Source organism: Undibacterium sp. 14-3-2 (assembly GCF_016595265.1).
Lineage (GTDB): Bacteria > Pseudomonadota > Gammaproteobacteria > Burkholderiales > Burkholderiaceae_D > Undibacterium > Undibacterium aquatile.
The window spans coordinates 177,703-196,945 of the sequence record NZ_JAENGS010000007.1; the positions used below are offsets into that span (position 1 = coordinate 177,703).

Annotated in this window: 20 protein-coding genes; 17 read left to right on the forward strand and 3 right to left on the reverse strand. The window is 49.0% G+C overall.

Annotated elements, in window-relative coordinates; translation table 11 throughout:
• Positions 1–83: 83 nt before the first annotated feature.
• Genes flhB through motD form a run of 7 tightly spaced genes read left to right on the forward strand, consistent with a single transcriptional unit; the run spans position 84 to position 7,689 of the window.
• A complete protein-coding gene (gene flhB / locus Undi14_RS15780; RefSeq protein ID WP_200181448.1) occupies positions 84–1,235 on the forward strand; it encodes a flagellar biosynthesis protein FlhB in 1,152 nt (383 codons plus the stop codon).
• Positions 1,232–3,334 (forward strand): flagellar biosynthesis protein FlhA, encoded by a 2,103-nt coding sequence (gene flhA / locus Undi14_RS15785; RefSeq protein ID WP_200181449.1) that lies wholly within the window; start codon positions 1,232–1,234, stop codon positions 3,332–3,334. Before flhB ends, flhA begins: the two co-directional genes overlap by 4 nt.
• On the forward strand, positions 3,331–4,602 hold the full coding sequence (gene flhF / locus Undi14_RS15790) for a flagellar biosynthesis protein FlhF (protein WP_200181450.1): 1,272 nt from the start codon (positions 3,331–3,333) through the stop codon (positions 4,600–4,602). Before flhA ends, flhF begins: the two co-directional genes overlap by 4 nt.
• Positions 4,595–5,440, forward strand: coding sequence for an antiactivator of flagellar biosynthesis FleN protein (locus tag Undi14_RS15795; RefSeq protein WP_234030637.1), 846 nt, complete (start codon positions 4,595–4,597; stop codon positions 5,438–5,440). Before flhF ends, Undi14_RS15795 begins: the two co-directional genes overlap by 8 nt.
• Positions 5,441–5,447: 7 nt before the next feature.
• Entirely contained in the window at positions 5,448–6,179 is a 732-nt protein-coding gene (locus Undi14_RS15800) for an RNA polymerase sigma factor FliA (protein ID WP_186883781.1), read from the forward strand.
• A complete protein-coding gene (locus tag Undi14_RS15805) occupies positions 6,161–6,907 on the forward strand; it encodes a flagellar motor protein (RefSeq protein ID WP_200181452.1) in 747 nt (248 codons plus the stop codon). Before Undi14_RS15800 ends, Undi14_RS15805 begins: the two co-directional genes overlap by 19 nt.
• A 2-nt stretch (positions 6,908–6,909) precedes the next feature.
• Positions 6,910–7,689 carry a flagellar motor protein MotD gene (motD, locus tag Undi14_RS15810; protein WP_200181453.1) on the forward strand — a complete coding sequence of 260 codons (780 nt, stop codon included), beginning with the start codon at positions 6,910–6,912 and terminating at the stop codon, positions 7,687–7,689.
• Between the two features lie 61 nt (positions 7,690–7,750).
• Here motD and Undi14_RS15815 read toward each other — a convergent pair whose 3' ends face one another.
• The 3 genes from Undi14_RS15815 to flgA form a co-directional block, all read right to left on the reverse strand.
• Positions 7,751–8,230 (reverse strand): flagella synthesis protein FlgN, encoded by a 480-nt coding sequence (locus Undi14_RS15815; protein WP_186883630.1) that lies wholly within the window; start codon positions 8,228–8,230, stop codon positions 7,751–7,753.
• A gap of 2 nt (positions 8,231–8,232) precedes the next feature.
• Positions 8,233–8,538, reverse strand: coding sequence for a flagellar biosynthesis anti-sigma factor FlgM (gene flgM / locus Undi14_RS15820; protein ID WP_186883629.1), 306 nt, complete (start codon positions 8,536–8,538; stop codon positions 8,233–8,235).
• A gap of 107 nt (positions 8,539–8,645) precedes the next feature.
• On the reverse strand, positions 8,646–9,269 hold the full coding sequence (gene flgA, locus Undi14_RS15825; RefSeq protein WP_255520394.1) for a flagellar basal body P-ring formation chaperone FlgA: 624 nt from the start codon (positions 9,267–9,269) through the stop codon (positions 8,646–8,648).
• Positions 9,270–9,548: 279 nt separating this feature from the next.
• Here flgA and flgB point away from each other — a divergent pair, with 279 nt between their 5' ends.
• The 10 genes from flgB (at position 9,549) to flgK (ending at position 19,238) form a co-directional block, all read left to right on the forward strand.
• A complete protein-coding gene (flgB, locus tag Undi14_RS15830) occupies positions 9,549–9,950 on the forward strand; it encodes a flagellar basal body rod protein FlgB (protein WP_186883627.1) in 402 nt (133 codons plus the stop codon).
• 5 nt (positions 9,951–9,955) lie between these two features.
• Positions 9,956–10,360, forward strand: a complete 405-nt coding sequence (gene flgC / locus Undi14_RS15835; protein ID WP_186898310.1) for a flagellar basal body rod protein FlgC — start codon at positions 9,956–9,958, stop codon at positions 10,358–10,360.
• A 21-nt stretch (positions 10,361–10,381) separates the two neighbouring features.
• Entirely contained in the window at positions 10,382–11,050 is a 669-nt protein-coding gene (locus tag Undi14_RS15840) for a flagellar hook assembly protein FlgD (protein ID WP_200181455.1), read from the forward strand.
• Between the two features lie 51 nt (positions 11,051–11,101).
• The gene (flgE, locus tag Undi14_RS15845; protein ID WP_186883624.1) at positions 11,102–12,454 is read left to right on the forward strand and encodes a flagellar hook protein FlgE; all 1,353 of its coding nucleotides are present in this window, start codon (positions 11,102–11,104) and stop codon (positions 12,452–12,454) included.
• A 54-nt stretch (positions 12,455–12,508) separates the two neighbouring features.
• Positions 12,509–13,249 carry a flagellar basal-body rod protein FlgF gene (gene flgF, locus Undi14_RS15850; protein ID WP_200181456.1) on the forward strand — a complete coding sequence of 247 codons (741 nt, stop codon included), beginning with the start codon at positions 12,509–12,511 and terminating at the stop codon, positions 13,247–13,249.
• A 72-nt stretch (positions 13,250–13,321) separates the two neighbouring features.
• Entirely contained in the window at positions 13,322–14,104 is a 783-nt protein-coding gene (gene flgG / locus Undi14_RS15855) for a flagellar basal-body rod protein FlgG (RefSeq protein ID WP_186883622.1), read from the forward strand.
• A 24-nt stretch (positions 14,105–14,128) separates the two neighbouring features.
• Complete coding sequence (locus Undi14_RS15860) at positions 14,129–14,791, forward strand: flagellar basal body L-ring protein FlgH (protein WP_200181457.1); 663 nt, start codon at positions 14,129–14,131, stop codon at positions 14,789–14,791.
• A gap of 78 nt (positions 14,792–14,869) precedes the next feature.
• Complete coding sequence (locus Undi14_RS15865; RefSeq protein ID WP_234030649.1) at positions 14,870–15,940, forward strand: flagellar basal body P-ring protein FlgI; 1,071 nt, start codon at positions 14,870–14,872, stop codon at positions 15,938–15,940.
• A gap of 9 nt (positions 15,941–15,949) precedes the next feature.
• Complete coding sequence (gene flgJ, locus Undi14_RS15870) at positions 15,950–16,873, forward strand: flagellar assembly peptidoglycan hydrolase FlgJ (protein WP_200181459.1); 924 nt, start codon at positions 15,950–15,952, stop codon at positions 16,871–16,873.
• A gap of 118 nt (positions 16,874–16,991) precedes the next feature.
• The gene (gene flgK / locus Undi14_RS15875) at positions 16,992–19,238 is read left to right on the forward strand and encodes a flagellar hook-associated protein FlgK (RefSeq protein WP_200181461.1); all 2,247 of its coding nucleotides are present in this window, start codon (positions 16,992–16,994) and stop codon (positions 19,236–19,238) included.
• Positions 19,239–19,243: the final 5 nt, after the last annotated feature.

Below are 19,243 nucleotides of genomic sequence, written 5' to 3' on the forward strand. Positions count from 1 at the left end.
TTCGGCAGCGCGTTCAATAATCTCATCTGTAAATTTACGTAATCGAAGCACTACTTGCTTTGTGGAAATGACAGGAGTCGGCAATGGCCGAAGATAGCGATCTCGAAAAAACAGAACCGGCCTCGGAGAAGCGCCTTGAGCAGGCGCGTGAGGAAGGGGATGTTCCGCGTTCGCGTGAGCTGTCAACCTGCACGATTTTGCTGGCAGCTGGTGGTGCTCTCTGGGCGATGGGCGGCACTCTGGTTCAGCAATTGAATAAAAATCTGATTACAGGTCTGACTCTGGAGCGTGAGGCTGCCTTTGACTTTAATTTGTTGATTGGAAAAATCGGCGTCAATTTACTGGATGTTTTGTTGGCATTTTCCCCCGTCGTATTGGTGCTGTTGCTGGTGGCATTGGGCTCGCCACTGTTGATTGGTGGCTGGCTGTTCAGTGCTAAGGCGCTGCAACCTAATTTCGGGCGCATGAATCCGATTTCCGGCTTGGGAAACATGATTTCTGCTCGTGCTGGTGTTGAATTGTTGAAGGCGATTGTAAAAACGGTGCTTGTCGGTAGCGTTGCCTGGGTTGTCATCATGGGGCAAAAAGAGGCGATCTTTGGTTTGCCTCTGGAAAATCTGCATGCGGGGATCGCACACGTTGGCCACATGATGGCCGTGTGTTTTATGTCTATCGTTGCTGCGTTGGTTGCGATTGCGGCGATAGATGCTCCGTATCAGATGTGGCATTACGCGAATAAATTAAAGATGACGCATCAGGAAGTGGTGCAGGAATCGAAAGAGTCGAATGGTAATCCACAAATTAAAGCGAAGATTCGCCAACAGCAACGTGAAATGGCGCGTCGCCGGATGATGACTGAAATTCCGACTGCTGACGTTATTGTGACCAACCCGACGCACTTCGCCGTCGCACTGAAATACACCGAGGGTGGTGGCGGCGCACCAAAGGTAGTGGCGAAAGGTGCGGACGAAGTTGCTGCAAAAATCCGTGAGCTTGGTGCCGAACACAATGTTCCTTTGCTAGAAGCGCCACCGCTGGCGCGTGCACTGTATAAGCACACAGAGTTAGGCGACGAGATTCCGGAAGCCTTATACGCTGCTGTCGCTGAAGTCCTTGCATATGTATTCCAGCTTCGCAGCTACCGCGAACGTGGTGGCGTCAGACCGGAAGAACCACGCGAATTAGAAGTTCCCGCAGAGTTGGACCCGAATAATCAAGTAGGAGTAGCAGTATGAACAGCCTGAAATTGCCTTTGTGGATGAACGGGCTCAATGGTAGGGCGCTGGCAGCGCCTATCTTGATTATTCTGATGCTGGCTATGATGGTGTTGCCATTGCCAGCATTTATTCTCGACGTTTTTTTCAGTTTCAATATCGCGATCGCGATCATTGTTTTGCTGACGAGTTTGTACACAGTGAAGCCGCTGGACTTCATGGTGTTCCCAACAGTGCTGCTGGTCAGCACTATGCTGCGTTTATCGCTCAACGTCGCGTCTACCCGCGTGGTATTGACTGAGGGGCATACAGGCCCGGACGCTGCAGGTAAGGTGATTGAGGCTTTTGGTCATTTTCTGATTGGTGGAAATTACACTGTCGGTATCGTGGTGTTTGTGATTCTGACGATCATTAACTTCACGGTGGTGACAAAGGGTGCAGGTCGTATCGCTGAAGTGGGTGCACGTTTTGCGTTGGATGCGATGCCTGGTAAGCAAATGGCGATTGATGCTGATCTGAATGCTGGTCTGATTGCCGAACAAGAGGCACGTCGTCGCCGTACCGAAGTCGCGCAGGAAGCTGAATTCTACGGTGCGATGGACGGTGCGTCAAAATATGTCCGCGGTGATGCGGTTGCCGGGATCATGGTGACGGTGATTAATATCGTCGGCGGTCTGATTGTGGGTATGGTGCAGCACGATCTGGACTTTGGTTCAGCACTGAAGAACTATACTTTGCTGGCTATCGGTGACGGTCTGGTTGCGCAGATTCCATCGTTGATTATTTCTACTGCTGCTGGTGTGGTTGTCTCGCGTGTCGCCAGTGAGCAAGATATCAGTGGTCAGTTGATAGGGCAGTTGTTTGCCAAACCACAGGTGATGTTTATCACCGCTGGCATTATTGGTGGCATGGGAATTATTCCAGGTATGCCGCATATTGCTTTCGTCTTGTTAGCAGGATTACTGGCTGGTGCCGGGTATCTGGCGCGTCAGAAAGCTGAACAGGCAGCGGGTATTTCTCCTGCTGAAGCAGCGGCACAAGCGGAAGCGCAGAATGTGCCGGCGCCTGAGGTAGAAGAAGCCACCTGGCAGGATATCTTACCCGTGGATACTTTGGGACTTGAGGTAGGTTATCGCTTGATTCCTTTGGTCGATAAATCCCAAGGCGGTGAGTTGCTGCGTCGTATTAAAGGAATACGTAAAAAATTCGCGCAAGAGGTGGGGTTTTTATCGCCGCCGGTGCATATCCGCGACAATCTTGAACTGAAGCCGTCTGCTTATCGCATCGCGTTGAAAGGTGTTGAAGTCGGCGCTGGTGAGGCGATGAATGGTCAATATCTGGCGATTAATCCCGGCATGGTTTCCGGGCCTTTGCCCGGTGTTGAAACGACCGATCCTGCGTTTGGTTTGCCCGCGATCTGGATCGATGCCAGTGCGCGCGAACAAGCGCAAGCGATGGGATATACCGTGGTTGATGCCGGTACCGTAATCGCCACCCATCTGAATCATCTGATCACCACCCATGCCGCTGAATTGTTAGGTCGTCAGGAAGTGCAGCAGTTGCTGGATCATCTTGCAAAAGAAATGCCGAAAATGGTTGAGGATCTGGTGCCTAAACTGATTCCTTTGTCAGTACTGCAAAAAGTCTTGCAAAACTTGCTGCTGGAAGGCGTACATATCCGTGATATGCGTACCATTATCGAGACCTTGTCTGAGCAGGCGATGCATACCCAGGATGCCAATGAGCTGACCGCACAAGTACGTATTGCGCTTGGTCGTGCGATTGTTCAGCAAATTTTCCCGGCAACAAATGAGCTGACCGTCATGACTCTGGATAGTCGTCTTGAACGTTTGCTGATGCAGGCGATCCATGCCGGTGGTGGCGATGGTGCTGCTCTCGAGCCTGGCTTGGCTGAGGCGTTGACAACGCAAACCGAAACTGCAGCCAAACACCAAGAAGAAATGGGCATGACGCCAGTCCTGCTGGTGCCTGCACCACTGCGTGCTTTGCTGTCTAAATTCTTACGCCGTACATTGCCGCAACTTAAAGTGTTGTCGCATGCCGAATTACCTGAAACAAAAACCATTAGAGTTACCAGCCTTGTTGGAGGGCAATCATGAACGTCAGAAAATTTACTGCTAACACCTCGCGCGAGGCGCTTCGCTTATTAAGGGAAGCATTGGGTGCGGATGCGGTGATTTTGTCCAACCGGAATGTTGACGGTAAGGTCGAGATTATGGCGATGGCCGATGAAGCGATACAGTCGATCACACCGACTAAGGATGAGCGCCAGATCACCTCCGGCCACACCAGAGCGGTGCCATCGTTTCAACATGAAACACGGATATTTACACCGCGTGGCATGGCCGCCGAGCCGCAGGAATATGCTGCAGCTCCGGCTTCTGTTAAGGGTGAGTTAAGTGATGTGATGAACGAAATTCGTTCCATGCGCAATATGCTGGAATCGCAACTGGCGGAGTTGTCATGGGCTAATACGCAAAAGCGCGAACCACAGAAGGCGCTGGTGCTGAAAGAGATGCTGGCAACTGGCTTGAGCGCCAGCTTGTCGCGATTCATGGTTGCAAAGTTACCGGAAAATGAAACAGGTGAACAAGGTATTGAATGGATAAAGTCTATTCTGGCCCGCAATCTGACGACCATCGATAATGAAAATGAAATTTTAGAAAAGGGTGGTGTGTACGCCTTGGTCGGGCCGACAGGCGTTGGAAAAACGACGACAACTGCAAAACTGGCAGCGCGCTGTGTGATGCGTCACGGTCCGTCGAAACTGGCGTTGATCACAACCGATGGCTATCGTATCGGCGGCTATGAACAGTTACGAATCTATGGGAAAATTCTTGGTGTGATGGTTCATGCAGTCAAAGATGAAAGTGATTTGCGGATTGCTTTGTCCGAGCTCAAGAATAAACATACTGTTTTAATTGATACTGTCGGGGTCAGTCAGCGCGACAAAATGGTAACGGATCAGGTTGCGATGTTGTCTGGTTCTGGCACTGATGTGAAACGCCTGCTTTGCCTGAATGCGACATCGACCGGAGAAACGCTGAGTGAAGTCGTGCGTGCTTATCAGGGGACAGGTCTCGCAGGATGTATTCTGACTAAACTAGATGAGGCGGCGACGATAGGCGGCGCGCTGGATATAGTGATCCGCCAAAAATTAAGTCTGTATTACATTGCGAATGGGCAACGTGTACCGGAAGACTTGCATGTGGCAAACAAGCAGTACCTAATTGATCGCGCCTTTAAGTTGAAACGTGAAACGGCGCCGTTCCGTTATCTGGATGAAGAGCTGCCTTTGCTGATGGCTGGTGTCGGATCTGCTGCAACTGATGGGCAAGCGGTTGCGCGGGAGGTGTCTCTTGGCTAATGTTGATCAGGCAGAGGGACTGCGTCGCATGCTGGCTGGACCAAAGCCGCGTGTATTTACTTTTTTATCAGCGTTGAAAGACAATGAAAAAAGCGAAATGCTGGTGAATCTGGGCGTATCGGTAGCGCGGCAGGGGCAGCAAATTTTGATGGTTGATGCGCGTTCGTCTTCCGATAGTGTTGGCGCGTGGTTCAATGCGAGCATAGAGCGCACCTTGTTGGATGTAGCGCAACAACAGCGTACAATGCACGAGGCAGTAAAAGTGGTTGCGTCTGGCTTGTCAGTATCGATGTTATCGCGTCAGGGGACTTTGTCGTCCAGCTTGTCCGCCGAGAATTCGAGACGATTGTCTAGAGTATTTGATCTGGCAGTACATCGTGCCGATATGGTCGTGGTTGATTGTGATATTGACGCGTGCGATGCGTTTCCACTGGCATCTCTGGATGATAGTGAAGTGGTGATTCAGGTTTCTTCAGATCCGTCAGCAATCAAATCTGCGTATGGACTGATTAAGCGTATGAGTGCTCGTCTGGGGCGACGCTCTTTTAGTATTTTGGTGTCCGGTGTATCTGAGAAAGAAGCAATGTTGATTTATACGAATATGGCTCAGGCGTCTCAACGATATCTTGCGGTACCCTTAAATTTCATTGGTTATGTGCCGGATGATGAATTCGTCAGACGAGCTGCTCATCAGGGGCGGTCAGTGATTGACGCTTTTCCAAAAGCGCGCTCTTCTATGGCTTTTTTTCAACTGGCAGAGCGGCTTGCTGTCAGTGCGCGATCTGCATTGTGTCTGGACAGTGTATCCGGACAACAGGGCATCGCTCTCGGAATCTAATTTGAATATGTACACGGCCAGCGGAAAATCAGATAAAAATTTTCTCCTCAGGGAGCATGCGCCTTTGGTTAAGCGACTGGCTTACCAATTAAAGGCGCGCTTGCCTCCCAGTGTTGAGGTGGATGATCTGGTGCAAGCTGGAATGATTGGTCTGCTTGATGCGATCAGTCGTTACGAAGATACGCATGGTGCACAATTCGAAACCTATGCCGTCCAGCGGATTCGTGGCGCGATGCTCGATGAGCTGCGCAACACCGACTGGTTGCCGCGTGGGGTTCGGCAAAATATGCGGAAAATCGAAAATGCGATGAACCAGATGCAGCAAAAACTGGGGCGGCCGCCGACAGAAACAGAAGTGGCCAAGTCGCTTAAGTTATCCCTTGGAGAGTATCAGGGACTTTTGGGGGATAGCGGCGGACATCAGTTGGTGTATTACGAAGATTTCCATGACGCAGAAACAAAAGAGCACTTCCTCGATCATTATTCTTCCGATAGTTCCGGTGATCCTTTGCAGGATTTGTTGAATGACGATTTTCGTGATGCCGTGATCGGTGCGATCGACAGTTTGCCCGAACGCGAAAAATTGTTAATGGGCCTGTATTACGAACAGGAGTTAAATCTGAAAGAAATTGGCGCGGTCATGGGCGTTTCTGAGTCCCGCGTTTCTCAGTTGCATAGCCAGGCGGTTGCACGGATGCGTGCGCATTTAAGGGAGAAAGCGTGGACTGGGCTAGCTTAGTAGGATTTATTCTGGTCGTTGTCGGCATCAGTTCCGGTCAGTTGATGGAGGGCGGGCGTCTTTCTTCATTAGTGCAACCAGCGGCATTTGTGATTGTTGCGATTGGTACGCTGGGGGCGGTGCTCCTGCAGAGTCGTATGAGTACTTTTCGACGCGGTTTGCGTATGTTGAAATGGGTTATTTCTGAGCCGCAAGACAATAGCCGTAAAAATATTCAGGATGCATTGATCTGGAGTGCGGTTGCCCGGCGCGAGGGATTTTTAAGTCTTGAGCGTTACATGGATGCTTCTGATGACGCCTTTATCAGTAAGGGATTGCGGCTAGTCATTGACGGCGTCGACCCTGCGCGACTGAAAGACATTCTGGATGTTGATATTTCATTGTATGAAATTGAGCAACGTCAGGCCGCCAAAATCTGGGAGGCAGCTGGTGGCTATTCTCCGACCATCGGAATCTTAGGGGCGGTACTGGGGCTGATTCACGTTATGGAAAATCTGACTGACCCTGCGAAACTCGGTGGTGGTATTGCTGTGGCATTCGTGGCGACGATTTATGGTGTTGGCTTGGCTAATTTATTTTTTCTGCCCGTCAGCAATAAGTTAAAAGAAATTATTGGCAGAGAAATTACCCGACGCGAGATGTTGTCCGATATTTTTTATAGCATTGCTGTTGGAGATAGTCCTCGTATCGTGGAAGAGCGGGTTGATAACCACAGTAATCAGGTTTAAACATGGCAAGAAAAAAATATCACGAAGAGCCAGAAAACCACGAACGATGGATGGTCTCTTACGCTGATTTCATTACCTTGTTGTTTGCTTTTTTTGTTGTTATGTATGCGATCTCTTCGCTGAATGAGGGAAAGTATCGCGTGTTGTCCAGCTCCCTGACTGGCGCATTTAGTAACGACCCTGCTTCTCCTGTTGCTGCCGGAGTAACTCCACAGGTGGTGAAGTTAGATCCGCTGCCGATAGTGAAGCGGAAATCAACTGAAAACATACGTAAAGAGCGGGAGGTAATGACCGGGTTAGCAAAAGATGTACTTGCTGCCCTGGAGCCGTTGGTCAAGGAAGGTAAAGTCAGAGTGACGCAAACTGCCAGGGGGGTGACGATAGAAATCAATGCAAGTTTGTTGTTTTCACCTGGCGAAGCTAAGTTAAACGCAGACTCCGTACAGGCGCTGACCGCGATTGCTTCTGTATTAAAATTAGACAATCATGCAATTCAGGTTGAAGGACACACGGATAATGTACCAATCAAAAATCCGGTTTTTCCCTCGAATTGGGAGTTATCAGCGGTTCGGGCAAGTACGGTAGCGCGTCTTTTAACGGAAAATGGTGTTGATGATTTCAGGGTGACTGCCGTTGGGCAAGGAGCAAAATTACCGGTAGATTCAAATGATACGCCTGAAGGAAGATCGCGTAATCGCCGGGTGAGTGTCACTATCTTATCGGTATTGCCAGAGCCGGTAGTGGATATTCCTGTTGCGACTCAAGCGCCAATTACTCCCTGACAAAGATCGCAATGAAAAAAGCCCCGAACAATCGGGGCTCTTTTCATGTACTTGTGAACGATTAGCGAACAATAAGTCCTTTGGCGGGAGTTGTTCTGATCGAAGACTGTCCATTTGGACCGTATAAAGAGCCTGTCGTTGTTCCTTGTTGAAACGTGCTGAGTGCAGCCTGATTTTGCGACAGTCTGCGTGTGATCATCAGGCCATTGGTTTTATTGTCTTCTTTAGCTTGTGCCGATAATTCCAGTAAACCATCCCAAAGCAATTGTGCCTCTGGTGTCTGGCGTACAAACTTTAATGTACTCTCTGCATCGTCACCGAAACCCTGCTGTTTCAGATAAGAGTTACGCAGTTTTTCTGCCTCAGACAGTTTTCGAACCAATTCACTTTTTTGTGCAGAAGTCTGAGTCAACAGAGACACATCACCATCTACAAGCGCAGCTTGCTCTTCTTTGAGTAAGTCAGCCAGTGCTGCCATTGCTTCTTTTTCTTCTTTTAAGCAATGCAGAATAGAGTCACTATTTGCGCTTGTATTGGTCATGTTCAGCGTTTTCTGGAGTTAAGTAAATCTTTCACGGTTTCCAGAAGTCCATCAGCAACTTTTTCGGAGTTCACTTGAAAGCGTCCCTCAGAAATGGCTAATTTGATTTCTTCAACCTTTTTTGCCTCGAATACGCCATTACTTGCTTGTGTACTTTGCAAAGCTTGCAATTGCGTAGACAGAGGGGAAATCTGTACGTTAATAGAAGGCGCCGGAGTGGAAACTGCTCTCTCTGGTGCTTTTTCGGTCCGTACGGGCTGCTGGCTTGGTAAGCTTGCAGCTTTATTTAGTGTGTCATCAATTTTCACGGCGATACCCTCGAAAGTGGGAATGGTCTACTTCTACAATCCGGTTATCGGCCAGGTATTTTTAAACTTTAATTTTACGTACAAATATATTCCAATTGTTGTGCTTGTTAATATGTTATTTCAATGACGCCACCAGCTTTGGCAATGCCACTGACAGTTTGCCCGGAACTTGTTTTAGCCTTAGCTACCTGGCCTTCCGCTGCATTATTCAGTGCTTGCGCATCTGTGGCAACCTGAAACCCCGGGCCATTGCTGACAACTCTGACAGATTGCCCTTGTTGCACTACTGCCGGGCTTCGGAGTAATTCCTGGCGTAAAGGTGTGCCGGACGAAATGGAGCTTTGCAAGGATTTGCCGATGACCTGTTCAGGATTGGTAACAATGCCAGCAGGTAAATTTGATATGTCGCCTTTAATTTTACTCATGTCGTCAGCTGTGATGAGCTGTCCCTGACTCAGGGCACGGGACGCGACGTAATATTCAGAAGTGATTTGTACGTTTGCCTGCAAGTAAATAACCCAGTTAACAGGTGCTGTGCAACGTACCCCGACCGTGATCTTGCCCCAGGCTTTACTTCCGTTAGGCAGAAATGCTGTAGGAGACTGGCACGCTGCCAGATTCAGCCGTTTATCTACTTGTCCCATCGTAACCGTACTCTCACCCGGTTGAGTTCTTGCCTGCTGATTTAAAAAGTCGGTTGCCAGTTTTCTGATGATTTCGTGATCTTGCATAGCAGCCGTGGTTTGCGCCTGCGCCTGATTAAGGGCCGACGTCAGCACTAACAAAAAAATAACTGATCTGAAAAGTGGTTTCATAGCTGGGCGGATGCAGATAACTTTTAACGTGTTGCCATTGTAGATGTCAGGATTTGTTTGCTAAGGCTTGAATAGAAGAGGTTTTTCGCCTTTACTCAATGAATTGAATTGTCTTTGCGGGATATAAGATGCCAATAATGGAAAACCGTTATATGGCTGGCAGAAGGCTGGCTTTGGACTGGCGAGGGGCTTCGGATGACTAAACTAGATGATTTCATGCGTTTTCACGAAACAGCTTTATCTGTTCGTGGTCAGCGGCAGCAATTGCTTGCTTCTAACATCGCCAATGCGGATACGCCGAATTACAAAGCCAGAGATATTGATTTCACATCGGTTTTGAATAACGCACTGCATCTCGATTCTAAGCAGGCGACAGCAAGTCTGAATAAAACGGATGCGCAGCATTTGGGTAGCGCATCAACCGTGGCGGGGGCTGAGCCGATGTATCGCACAGTTTCACAAGGCAATATCGATGGCAATACTGTGGATATGGACGTTGAGCGCAATCAGTTTGCCGAAAACTCACTTCGATATGAGGCGAGTCTGACGATTATTAATATGCAAATTCGTAACATGCTTGCAGCAATTCAGGGGTAATTATCATGTCGCTTTTTAATGTTTTTAATGTGGCTGGTTCCGCCATGAGTGCTCAGGCTCAGCGTCTGAATGTCGTGTCCAGTAATCTGGCTAACGCTGACAGCGTGACCAGTTCCGACGGTAAGCCATATAAGGCTAAGCAGGTTGTATTCAGTGCGGTGCCGGTTGCTGGCTCACCTTCTACCGGAGTGAAAGTAACGGAAGTGGTTGAGGACGCGACGCCAGCAAAAATGAAGTATGACCCTAAACATCCGCTCGCAGATGACAAGGGCTATGTGGCAATGCCAAACGTCAACGTGGTGGAAGAGATGGTGAATATGATTTCGGCATCCCGTTCTTATCAGACCAACGTTGAAACGATGAATGCGGCGAAAACAATGTTGCTGAAAACGCTGACTTTGGGTCAGTGACCTTCATAAAAAGGAAATGTAATGACAACGATACAAAGCAATACAGTTGATCAGAGCTTGCTCAATACCATGAATGGTACGACCAGCAGCACATCAGCCGCAAAAACTTCAGAGAGCACGTTTCTGAACCTGTTGGTCACGCAAATGAAGAATCAGGATCCGTTGAATCCTATGGACAATGCCCAGGTAACAAGTCAGATGGCGCAGTTGTCGACGGTGTCCGGAATTGAGAAGTTGAATGCATCGTTCGCGGCACTCAGCAGCAATATGCAGGCAAGCCAGAATTTGCAGGCGGCAAACATGATTGGTCATGGTGTGATGACCGCAGGGAACTCCTTGCCACTCTCTAGCGCGAAGGGGATCTACGCTGTGGATTTGCCGCAGGGGGCTGATAAGGTCGAAGTGGTGATTAAAGACGCAGCCGGCGCAACGGTGCGCAAGCTGAGTCTCGGTGCTTTGCCCGCGGGTGTGAACGATCTGACCTGGGATGGAAAAAATGATTCTGGGGCATCGGTCGCCGATGGTACTTATACGTTTGATGTTGCCGCGAGCTCAGGCGGAAAGGCGTTGGATGTGACTAAATTATGTTTCGGTATGGTGAATAGTGTGAGTTCGGGGTCGCAAGGTGTGAAGCTGACAGTTTCTGGTGTCGGTGAAATTTCAATGGCAGATGTGAAGCAAATTTTCTGAGATTGCTGATTACTCAGGTAATCGCAGTATTTAAAGTTAGGGAGAAAAATCATGGGTTTTCAGCAAGGTCTTAGTGGATTAAACGCGGCATCGAAATCACTGGACGTGATCGGTAATAATATTTCGAATGCAAATACAGTTGGTTTTAAGCAGGCGCAAGTGCAGTTCGCCGATGTTTATGCGAACTCATTGAGTGGCGCGTCTGCGAATGCAGTTGGTATCGGTGTGCGGGTGTCGACGATTGCACAACAATTTACCCAAGGGAATATCAGCTCGACCAATAACCCACTCGATACAGCGATTAACGGTAACGGCTTTTTCCGCATGATTAAAAACGGTGCTGTCACCTATACTCGTAATGGTCAGTTTCAACTGGATAAAAACGGTGGTCTGGTTAATGCACAAGGACAGCAACTGACCGGTTATATTGCGAATGCGGCGGGTGTGCTTTCAACCGGATCTGCGTCGCCAATTACGATTAATACTGCGGATATCGCACCGGCGCAAACAGCAAAGGTCAGTGGCGTGATGAATCTGGATTCACGGGAATACGTGCCAGGGACGCAAAAGCCAGTGACGATTCCACCAGTCATTACGCCGATTGCTTTTTCTCCGACAGATCCTACTTCCTACAATAAATCGACATCGGTAACGGTGTTCGATAGTCTGGGTAATTCTCACGTTTTACAAACTTACTATGTGCGCGTTGATCCGGTTGCTACGCCGCCCGCAACGGCAGGCACCATAGAATGGAATGTCTTTGCGACAGTTGACGGTAATCCTTTCGATGCGGCGGGTGCTTTGACGCCGGCAGCGACGACGCCAACACCGATTGGTAAGCTGGCATTTGACAATATGGGTAAGTTGACTGGTGCGATTCCTGCGTATGCCGCAACTGATCCGCGTGCATTGCAGATGATTGTGCCCGTTGCTTCAGGTGCTGTGACACCGATCAATACGACAGCAAACATCAAATTTGATTACACGAACTCAACGCAGTTCGGCTCGGATTTCAGCGTCAGTAGCATGAAGCAGGATGGTTTTACATCTGGCAAATTATCCAAGTTTAATACCGCGAAAGACGGCACGATTGTCGGCAGTTATACCAACGGTCAGACGAAAGTGTTGGGGCAGGTTGTTCTGGCATCATTTACCAATTCTAACGGTTTGCAATCGCTGGGCGATAACCAATGGGCAGAGACTTCCGAATCTGGTCAGCCTCTGGTCGGTCCTCCAAATTCAGGTGGTCTCGGTGCGTTAACGGCGTCAGCAACGGAAGACTCGAATACTGATCTCACAGGTGAACTGGTCAATATGATCACGGCGCAACGTGTTTATCAGGCAAATTCACAAACCATTAAAACGCAGGATCAGATTTTGCAAACAATCGTGAATCTGCGTTAATCATCTGAATAAAAATGGATATTGAATTGAGTACGTGCTTATCGGGAGGTGGTAATGGATAGGTTGATTTATACAGCGATGACGGGTGCCAAGCATATCCTTGAGCAGCAGGCAACGAACGCGCATAACCTGGCCAATGCAACGACGACAGGGTTTCGTGCTCAATTAGATTCCTTCAGGGCAGTGCCGGTGCAGGGGGCGGAGCTGCCAACCCGTGCGTTTGTTGTGGACGCGACAGTAGGTACGGATTTCTCTGCGGGTAGTTTGCAATTGACCGGGCGCGAGCTGGATGTTGCGGTTCAGGGCAAGGGTTGGCTGGTGGTAGAAAAGCCTGACGGCTCTGAGGGCTACACCCGCAGTGGCAGTCTGAAATTAAGTGAAAACGGGGTTTTGCAAACGCAGAATGGTTTAAATCTGATTGGCGACGGCGGTCCGATTACGATTCCGCCGGACGTGTCGATTGCAATTGCGAAGGACGGTACCGTTTCCACTGTGCCGGTCGGCTCCAATCCAAATGCGGTGCAAGTGATCGGTCGCTTAAAACTGGTAAATCCGCCAGAAGAAAATCTGGTACGCGGTGATGACGGATTATTTAAAACGAAAGACGGCACCGTTGCTGATGCAGATGCTGCCGTTGGAGTTGCTGGCGGCATGCTGGAAAACAGCAATGTCAGCGTGGTGGAATCGATGGTGACCATGATTAATCTTGGTCGGCAATTTGAAATGCAAATGCGTCTTTTGCAGAATGCGGAGAATAACGCAACAAAAGCCAGTCAGATCCTCAGTTTGGGTTAGTCGTTTTAGGCGCAGAATAACCGGTAGCAAATTAAGCTGTTCATTACGCCGCAGGGCGTGCAGGAGAAATAAATGATACGTTCACTCTGGATCGCCAAGACTGGCCTGGATTCACAGCAAACACAAATGGATGTGATTACCAATAATCTGGCGAACGTCAGCACTACCGGATTTAAGCGTTCACGTGCAGTTTTCGAAGACTTGTTGTATCAGACTATACGTCAGCCAGGTGCGCAAAGTTCGCAGCAAACGCAACTGCCTTCAGGGCTGCAGTTAGGCACCGGTGTACGTACAGTCGCAACCGAGAAAATTTTCACACAAGGCAATCTGCAACAAACCGGCAATGCGAAAGATGTGGCGATTCAAGGTCAGGGTTTTTTTCAGGTGTTGATGCCTGATGGCTCGACTGCTTACACCCGTGATGGCTCTTTTCAGATGGATAGTCAGGGGCAATTAGTCACATCAAGTGGCTTTGTGATTCAGCCTGCAATCACGATTCCTGCCAATGCGCAGTCGATTACTGTGGGACGCGATGGCACTGTTTCTGTAACTCAGCCAGGCTCCAGCGCGCCGGTGCAGGTTGGTTCCATTCAGCTCGCGACGTTTATTAACCCGACAGGTTTGTTGGCTCTGGGCGAAAACTTGTACTCAGAGACGGCCGCGTCAGGCAATCCCGGAACTAATACACCAGGCACAAACGGCGCAGGGTTACTGATGCAAAATTTTGTCGAAACTTCGAACGTGAATGTTGCTGAAGAATTGGTCAACATGATACAGACGCAGCGTGCATACGAAATTAACAGTAAGGCGATTACGACCTCTGATCAGATGCTGCAAAAATTAACGCAACTCTGATTCTGGTAACTAGTTGAGGACATCATGAAGGCTTTAATTTTATCCGGTAGTGTCGCCTTGTTGCTGGCAGGTTGTGCTGTGACCCCGCCTGCCATCGTGCATCAGCCAACATCCTTGCCGGCACAGTCTGCCAAACCGCACAAAGAAATTAATGGTGCGATTTTTCAGTCTGCAAGTTATCGCCCTTTATATGAAGATGCGAAGCCCAGAATGGTGGGCGATGTATTGACAATCTCTATCAGTGAAAGAACTTCAGCAGCAAAAGGCAGCGCGAGTTCTTCCAGTAAATCGTCTGGTCTATCGCTGGCTGCACCGACAGTATTTGGTGTGAAGTCCTCAACCACGGCACAGTTGGGGCTGAGTACCAACGGCTCTTCAAAATTTGATGAAAAAGGTGCGGAAACGGCGAGTAACAGTTTTACTGGGACGATTGCTGTGACTGTGATTGATGTTCTGCCCAATGGTAATTTGCTCGTCAGTGGTGAAAAGCAACTTGCCTTTGATAAGGGCGCTGAGTTCGTCCGGTTTTCCGGCGTGATCAATCCTCAGACCATAGCAGCGGGCAATGTTGTACCGTCCACGCAGGTGGCCGATGCCAGATTTGAATACCGCTCAACGACGAGAATCGATAAGGCTGAGGCGAACTCCATGCTGACGCGTTTCTTCCTCAGTTTTCTTCCTATGTAAGAAACTGAAAAGAGGTTGAATATGAAAAAATATACGCAGTTGCGGTCATCGCTTTGCACTCTGCTCATTACTCTGACGATGGGCATGACGCTGACGGCAGAGTGCCGAGCCGAAAGGTTGAAAGACCTTGCTGGTATTCAGGGCGTTCGTCAGAATCAGCTGCTGGGTTACGGCTTGGTTGTCGGCCTTGATGGAAGCGGTGATCAGACTACACAAACGCCGTTTACGGTACAAAGTATCGTGAGTATGTTGCAGCAGATGGGGGTTACTTTGCCTGTCGGTACGAGTTTGCAGTTGAAAAATGTCGCAGCCGTCATGGTAACGACTTCGCTTCCACCTTTCGCACAACCGGGGCAAGCCTTGGATGTGACGGTATCGTCTATGGGGAATGCGAAGAGCCTTCGTGGTGGTACTTTGTTGATGACACCGCTCAAAGGTGCGGATAACCAGATTTATGCGATGGCGCAAGGCAACGTATTGGTCGGTGGCGTCGGCGCTTCTGCGAATGGTAGTAAAGCACAAGTCAATCATCTGAGCGTAGGACGTATTTCTTCGGGAGCGACGGTGGAACGGGCGGTTCCCAGTTCTGTCGGTCAGGGAAATACGATACAACTGGAATTGAATACATCCGATTTTTCTACCGCAAGCAGAGTCGTTGACGCGATTAACCGGCGTTTTGGCCCTGAAACCGCGGCCGCACTGGATGGCCGTGCGATTCAGGTGAAAGCACCGGTCAGTGCAGATCAGCGGGTTTCATTTTTAGGTGCTTTGGAAAGTCTGGATGTGACTCCGGCGCAGACTGTGGCAAAAGTGATCTTGAATGCGCGGACAGGCTCTATCGTGATGAATCAGGCCGTCACGCTGGATTCCTGTGCTGTCGCACACGGCAATCTTTCCGTTGTCATTAATACGGATAACGCGATCAGTCAGCCAAATGCTCTGGCGGGTGGTCAAACCGCAGCGACTGCAAACTCTGGCATCAGTATCACAAAAGATGCGGGGCAATTAATGATGCTGAAGGCTGGCACATCGTTAGCCGATGTCGTGAAAGCTTTGAATGCGATCGGTGCAACGCCACAGGATCTGCTGGCGATTTTGCAGGCGATTAAAGCCTCTGGTGCTTTGCGTGCAGAACTTGAAATTATTTAAGGATGCCTCATGATCGGTCGTGCTGATCTTTCGGATAATAAATTAGCTTTCGATAGCAAGAGTCTGGATGGACTTAAGCAATCGGCGAAAGATAATTCCCCCGAATCTATCAAGGCAGCAGCCAAGCAGTTTGAGGCATTGTTCATGAACATGATGCTGAAGTCCATGCGACAGGCAGGAGGACAGGATGGTGCCTTCGACAACGAACAAACCCGTACCTACACATCGATGCTTGATCAGCAATTGTCGCAATCAATGGCAAACCGGGGTATTGGCCTTGCCGATGCATTAGTGAGGCAACTGACAAATAATGCAGTGAACCAGGCGTTGCAAACGGGTGATGCTACTGCTGGCAATGGCGTCGGTATTAGCGGGAACATCGCGGGTAACGCCAGAGGCATCAGTTCGTATCTGGATAATCTGAAATTTGAGCAACAACCTGCCACAGCGGCAAAGACGAGTTTTTCGGGGCCGGCGCACGTTCGTGAATTTCAGGAAAAATTAAGTGCCGACGCTGAGGCGGCAAGTAAGGCGACGGGAATTCCGGCTAAATTCATGCTTGGACAAGCGGCGCTGGAAAGTGGTTGGGGGCGCCGTGAAATTAAAACAGTTGATGGCAGCACCAGTCACAATATTTTTGGCATGAAGGCGACCAGTAAATGGAAGGGAAAAACTGTTGATGCGGTAACAACGGAATATGTCAACGGCGTCGCCTATCGTAAAGTTGAAAAATTTAAAGCCTATGATTCCTACGCAGATGCATTCAAAGACTACGCAAAGCTTTTGACAAAAAATCCTCGCTATGAAAATGTCATTGCAAATGCCAAAGATGCGACCAGTTTTGCTGTTGGCCTGCAAAAGGCAGGTTATGCGACTGACCCGCAATACGCCAATAAACTGACTAAAATAATCAAACAAACATTGTCGACGTAATGTGGCGGTCTTTGCTAACTGCTAGTTATTATTTTTACTACATTAAAGTTTTTGTGTTTTTCTCCGAAAACCTTAAGGTGATAGCTCAACAAAGCTCAAATAATCAATAGGTTAAATTATGGGTACAAATATTCTGAACATCGGGCAAACCGCATTGGCCGCTGCCCAAGTGGGAATTAGTACCACTGGACATAATATTGCCAATGCTGGGACGGCAGGTTATAACCGCCAGGTTGTGTTGCAATCGGCGAATGCGCCGCAATTGCTGGGTGGTTCTTTTGTTGGGCAGGGCGTCTCCATCAGCCAGATACAGCGACAATATGACGCATTTATCAGCCAGCAAGTGAATGCAACGCAGACTACCAAGAACCAGGCTGATGCTTATTACTCGCAAATTCAACAAATCAATAATCTGATTGCCGATCCGACAGCAGGAGTGACGCCGGCATTACAAGGTTTTTTCACATCTATACAAAATCTTTCTGCGAGTCCGAACGGGACCGCCGGTGCAGCTGCACGTCAGGCGGTTTTATCCAGTGCGCAGTCATTGGCTGGTCGTTTCAATAGTTTGCAGACCCGTCTGGACGAGATCAGACAGAATGTCAATGGTCAGATTGGCGGTGCGATTACCGCAATCAATACGTATGCGTCGCAAGTCGCCAATTTAAATGAGACGATTGCAAAGTCAGTTAGCACAACCGGTTCACCGCCAAATGACTTACTTGATCAACGCGACCAGTTAATTACAGAAATGTCGAAGTACACCAAAGTCACGGTGATACCTCAGGATAATAAATTCAATGTGTTTATCGGGAATGGGCAGCCGCTTGTTCTGGGCGGGGTCGTTAATCAACTCGAATTGAGTGTCTCTAAAACTGATTCGACCAGAGCGGAAGTCTCATATTCTGCTAACGGTACGTCGGTGCAAATTGCCGAAAATGGTTTGCCAGGCGGCGTTTTGGGCGGGCTCTTTGATTTTAGGGCGAATACTTTAGATCCTGCGCAGAATGCGATCGGGCGTGTGGCGATTGGTATTGCCACGGCATTCAATGAGCAGCATGCATTGGGGCAAGATCTGAACGGCGCGACTGGTGCGAAGTTTTTTAATATTCCCCAACCAATTACAACGCCAAGCACATCAAATACAACGAATGCCGATGTAACGGCGAATATTTCCGATGTCAGCGCACTGACCACCAGTGATTATCGTTTGCAGGTAACCAGCCCCGGAAATTACCGTGTCATTCGCGTTTCGGATGGTCAGACCCAGACTGCGACATCACAGCCGATCAAAATTGACGGCATTACGATGGAGTTTCCGCAGCCACCTGCGGCTCAGCCTGCGACCGGAGATGAGTTTTTGATTCGTCCCACTCTGGCAGCCGCAGCAGGGTTTTCCGTTGATGTGATTGACCCTTCTAAGATTGCGGTTGCTGCGGCGATCAAAACGGCAGTACCGACAACGAACATCGGTAATGGAAAAATTTCAGTTGGCACAGTGGATTCTGCTGTCGCGAGCGCATCAACCTCCGCAACTGCAACCATTAGTGCGGTTAAAACAGATAGTTCTTTTGCAAGTTCTTCCGTCGCACCACCAGTCACGCTGACTTATTCCGGTGGTTCATTCACTGGTTTTCCAGCCGGAGTCAATGTGTCTGTGACTGTGGGCGCGACCACAACAAATTATGCGCCGCCGGCAACAGTACCTTATACGACAGGCGCGAAGATCAGTTTTTCCGGTATGAGTTTTACGGTTCAGAACAGTTCTGGAGCACCGGCAAATGGTGATACTTTTACTGTGTCGCCATCTGTTCCTGTGGCAGCATCCAAATTAACCTTTAATTCCGCGGGAAATACCCTGACTGGTTTTCCTGCAAACGCGAATGTGACCGTTACTAAGGGGGCAACATCGACCACTTATCCTGCGGGTACGGCAGTTCCTTATTCTGACGGCGCAACGTATAGCTATTCTGGGACCAGTTTCACTCTTTCTGGTACGCCTTCAAACAGCGACGTGTTTAATATCTCTGCCAATGTGACTGGTTCCGGCGATAACCGGAATGCCTTATTGTTGGCAGGTATACAGACAAAAAACAACATGGTTGGCAGTACTACGACGATACAAGGCGCATATGCGCAATTTGTCAGTCAGGTCGGTAATAAAACCCATGAATTGGGTATCACGACAGCATCTGAAGCGACCTTGTTGAAGAATGCAACGGATAATCAACAATCCATCTCTGGCGTGAATCTGGATGAAGAAGCTGCCAATTTACTCAAATACCAGCAGGCATATCAGGCTGCTGGCAAATTGATGCAGATTGCTAGTACGTTATTTGACACAATACTGGCCATCGGAAGGTAGGTAAT

Excerpts from the sequence above, each read along its gene's own strand:
- flhA (WP_200181449.1), top strand. The coding sequence starts at position 1,232 with ATGAACAGCCTGAAATTGCCTTTGTGGATGAACGGGCTCAATGGTAGG.
- flgB (WP_186883627.1), top strand. The coding sequence starts at position 9,549 with ATGACTAAACTAGATGATTTCATGCGTTTTCACGAAACAGCTTTATCT.
- flgK (WP_200181461.1), top strand. The coding sequence starts at position 16,992 with ATGGGTACAAATATTCTGAACATCGGGCAAACCGCATTGGCCGCTGCC.
- flgE (WP_186883624.1), top strand. The coding sequence starts at position 11,102 with ATGGGTTTTCAGCAAGGTCTTAGTGGATTAAACGCGGCATCGAAATCA.
- flgG (WP_186883622.1), top strand. The coding sequence starts at position 13,322 with ATGATACGTTCACTCTGGATCGCCAAGACTGGCCTGGATTCACAGCAA.
- flgA (WP_255520394.1), bottom strand. The coding sequence starts at position 9,269 with ATGCAAGATCACGAAATCATCAGAAAACTGGCAACCGACTTTTTAAAT.
- Undi14_RS15860 (WP_200181457.1), top strand. The coding sequence starts at position 14,129 with ATGAAGGCTTTAATTTTATCCGGTAGTGTCGCCTTGTTGCTGGCAGGT.
- flgC (WP_186898310.1), top strand. The coding sequence starts at position 9,956 with ATGTCGCTTTTTAATGTTTTTAATGTGGCTGGTTCCGCCATGAGTGCT.
- Undi14_RS15815 (WP_186883630.1), bottom strand. The coding sequence starts at position 8,230 with ATGACCAATACAAGCGCAAATAGTGACTCTATTCTGCATTGCTTAAAA.
- flgJ (WP_200181459.1), top strand. The coding sequence starts at position 15,950 with ATGATCGGTCGTGCTGATCTTTCGGATAATAAATTAGCTTTCGATAGC.
- motD (WP_200181453.1), top strand. The coding sequence starts at position 6,910 with ATGGCAAGAAAAAAATATCACGAAGAGCCAGAAAACCACGAACGATGG.
- flhB (WP_200181448.1), top strand. The coding sequence starts at position 84 with ATGGCCGAAGATAGCGATCTCGAAAAAACAGAACCGGCCTCGGAGAAG.
- flgF (WP_200181456.1), top strand. The coding sequence starts at position 12,509 with ATGGATAGGTTGATTTATACAGCGATGACGGGTGCCAAGCATATCCTT.
- Undi14_RS15840 (WP_200181455.1), top strand. The coding sequence starts at position 10,382 with ATGACAACGATACAAAGCAATACAGTTGATCAGAGCTTGCTCAATACC.
- Undi14_RS15800 (WP_186883781.1), top strand. The coding sequence starts at position 5,448 with ATGTACACGGCCAGCGGAAAATCAGATAAAAATTTTCTCCTCAGGGAG.
- flhF (WP_200181450.1), top strand. The coding sequence starts at position 3,331 with ATGAACGTCAGAAAATTTACTGCTAACACCTCGCGCGAGGCGCTTCGC.
- Undi14_RS15865 (WP_234030649.1), top strand. The coding sequence starts at position 14,870 with ATGGGCATGACGCTGACGGCAGAGTGCCGAGCCGAAAGGTTGAAAGAC.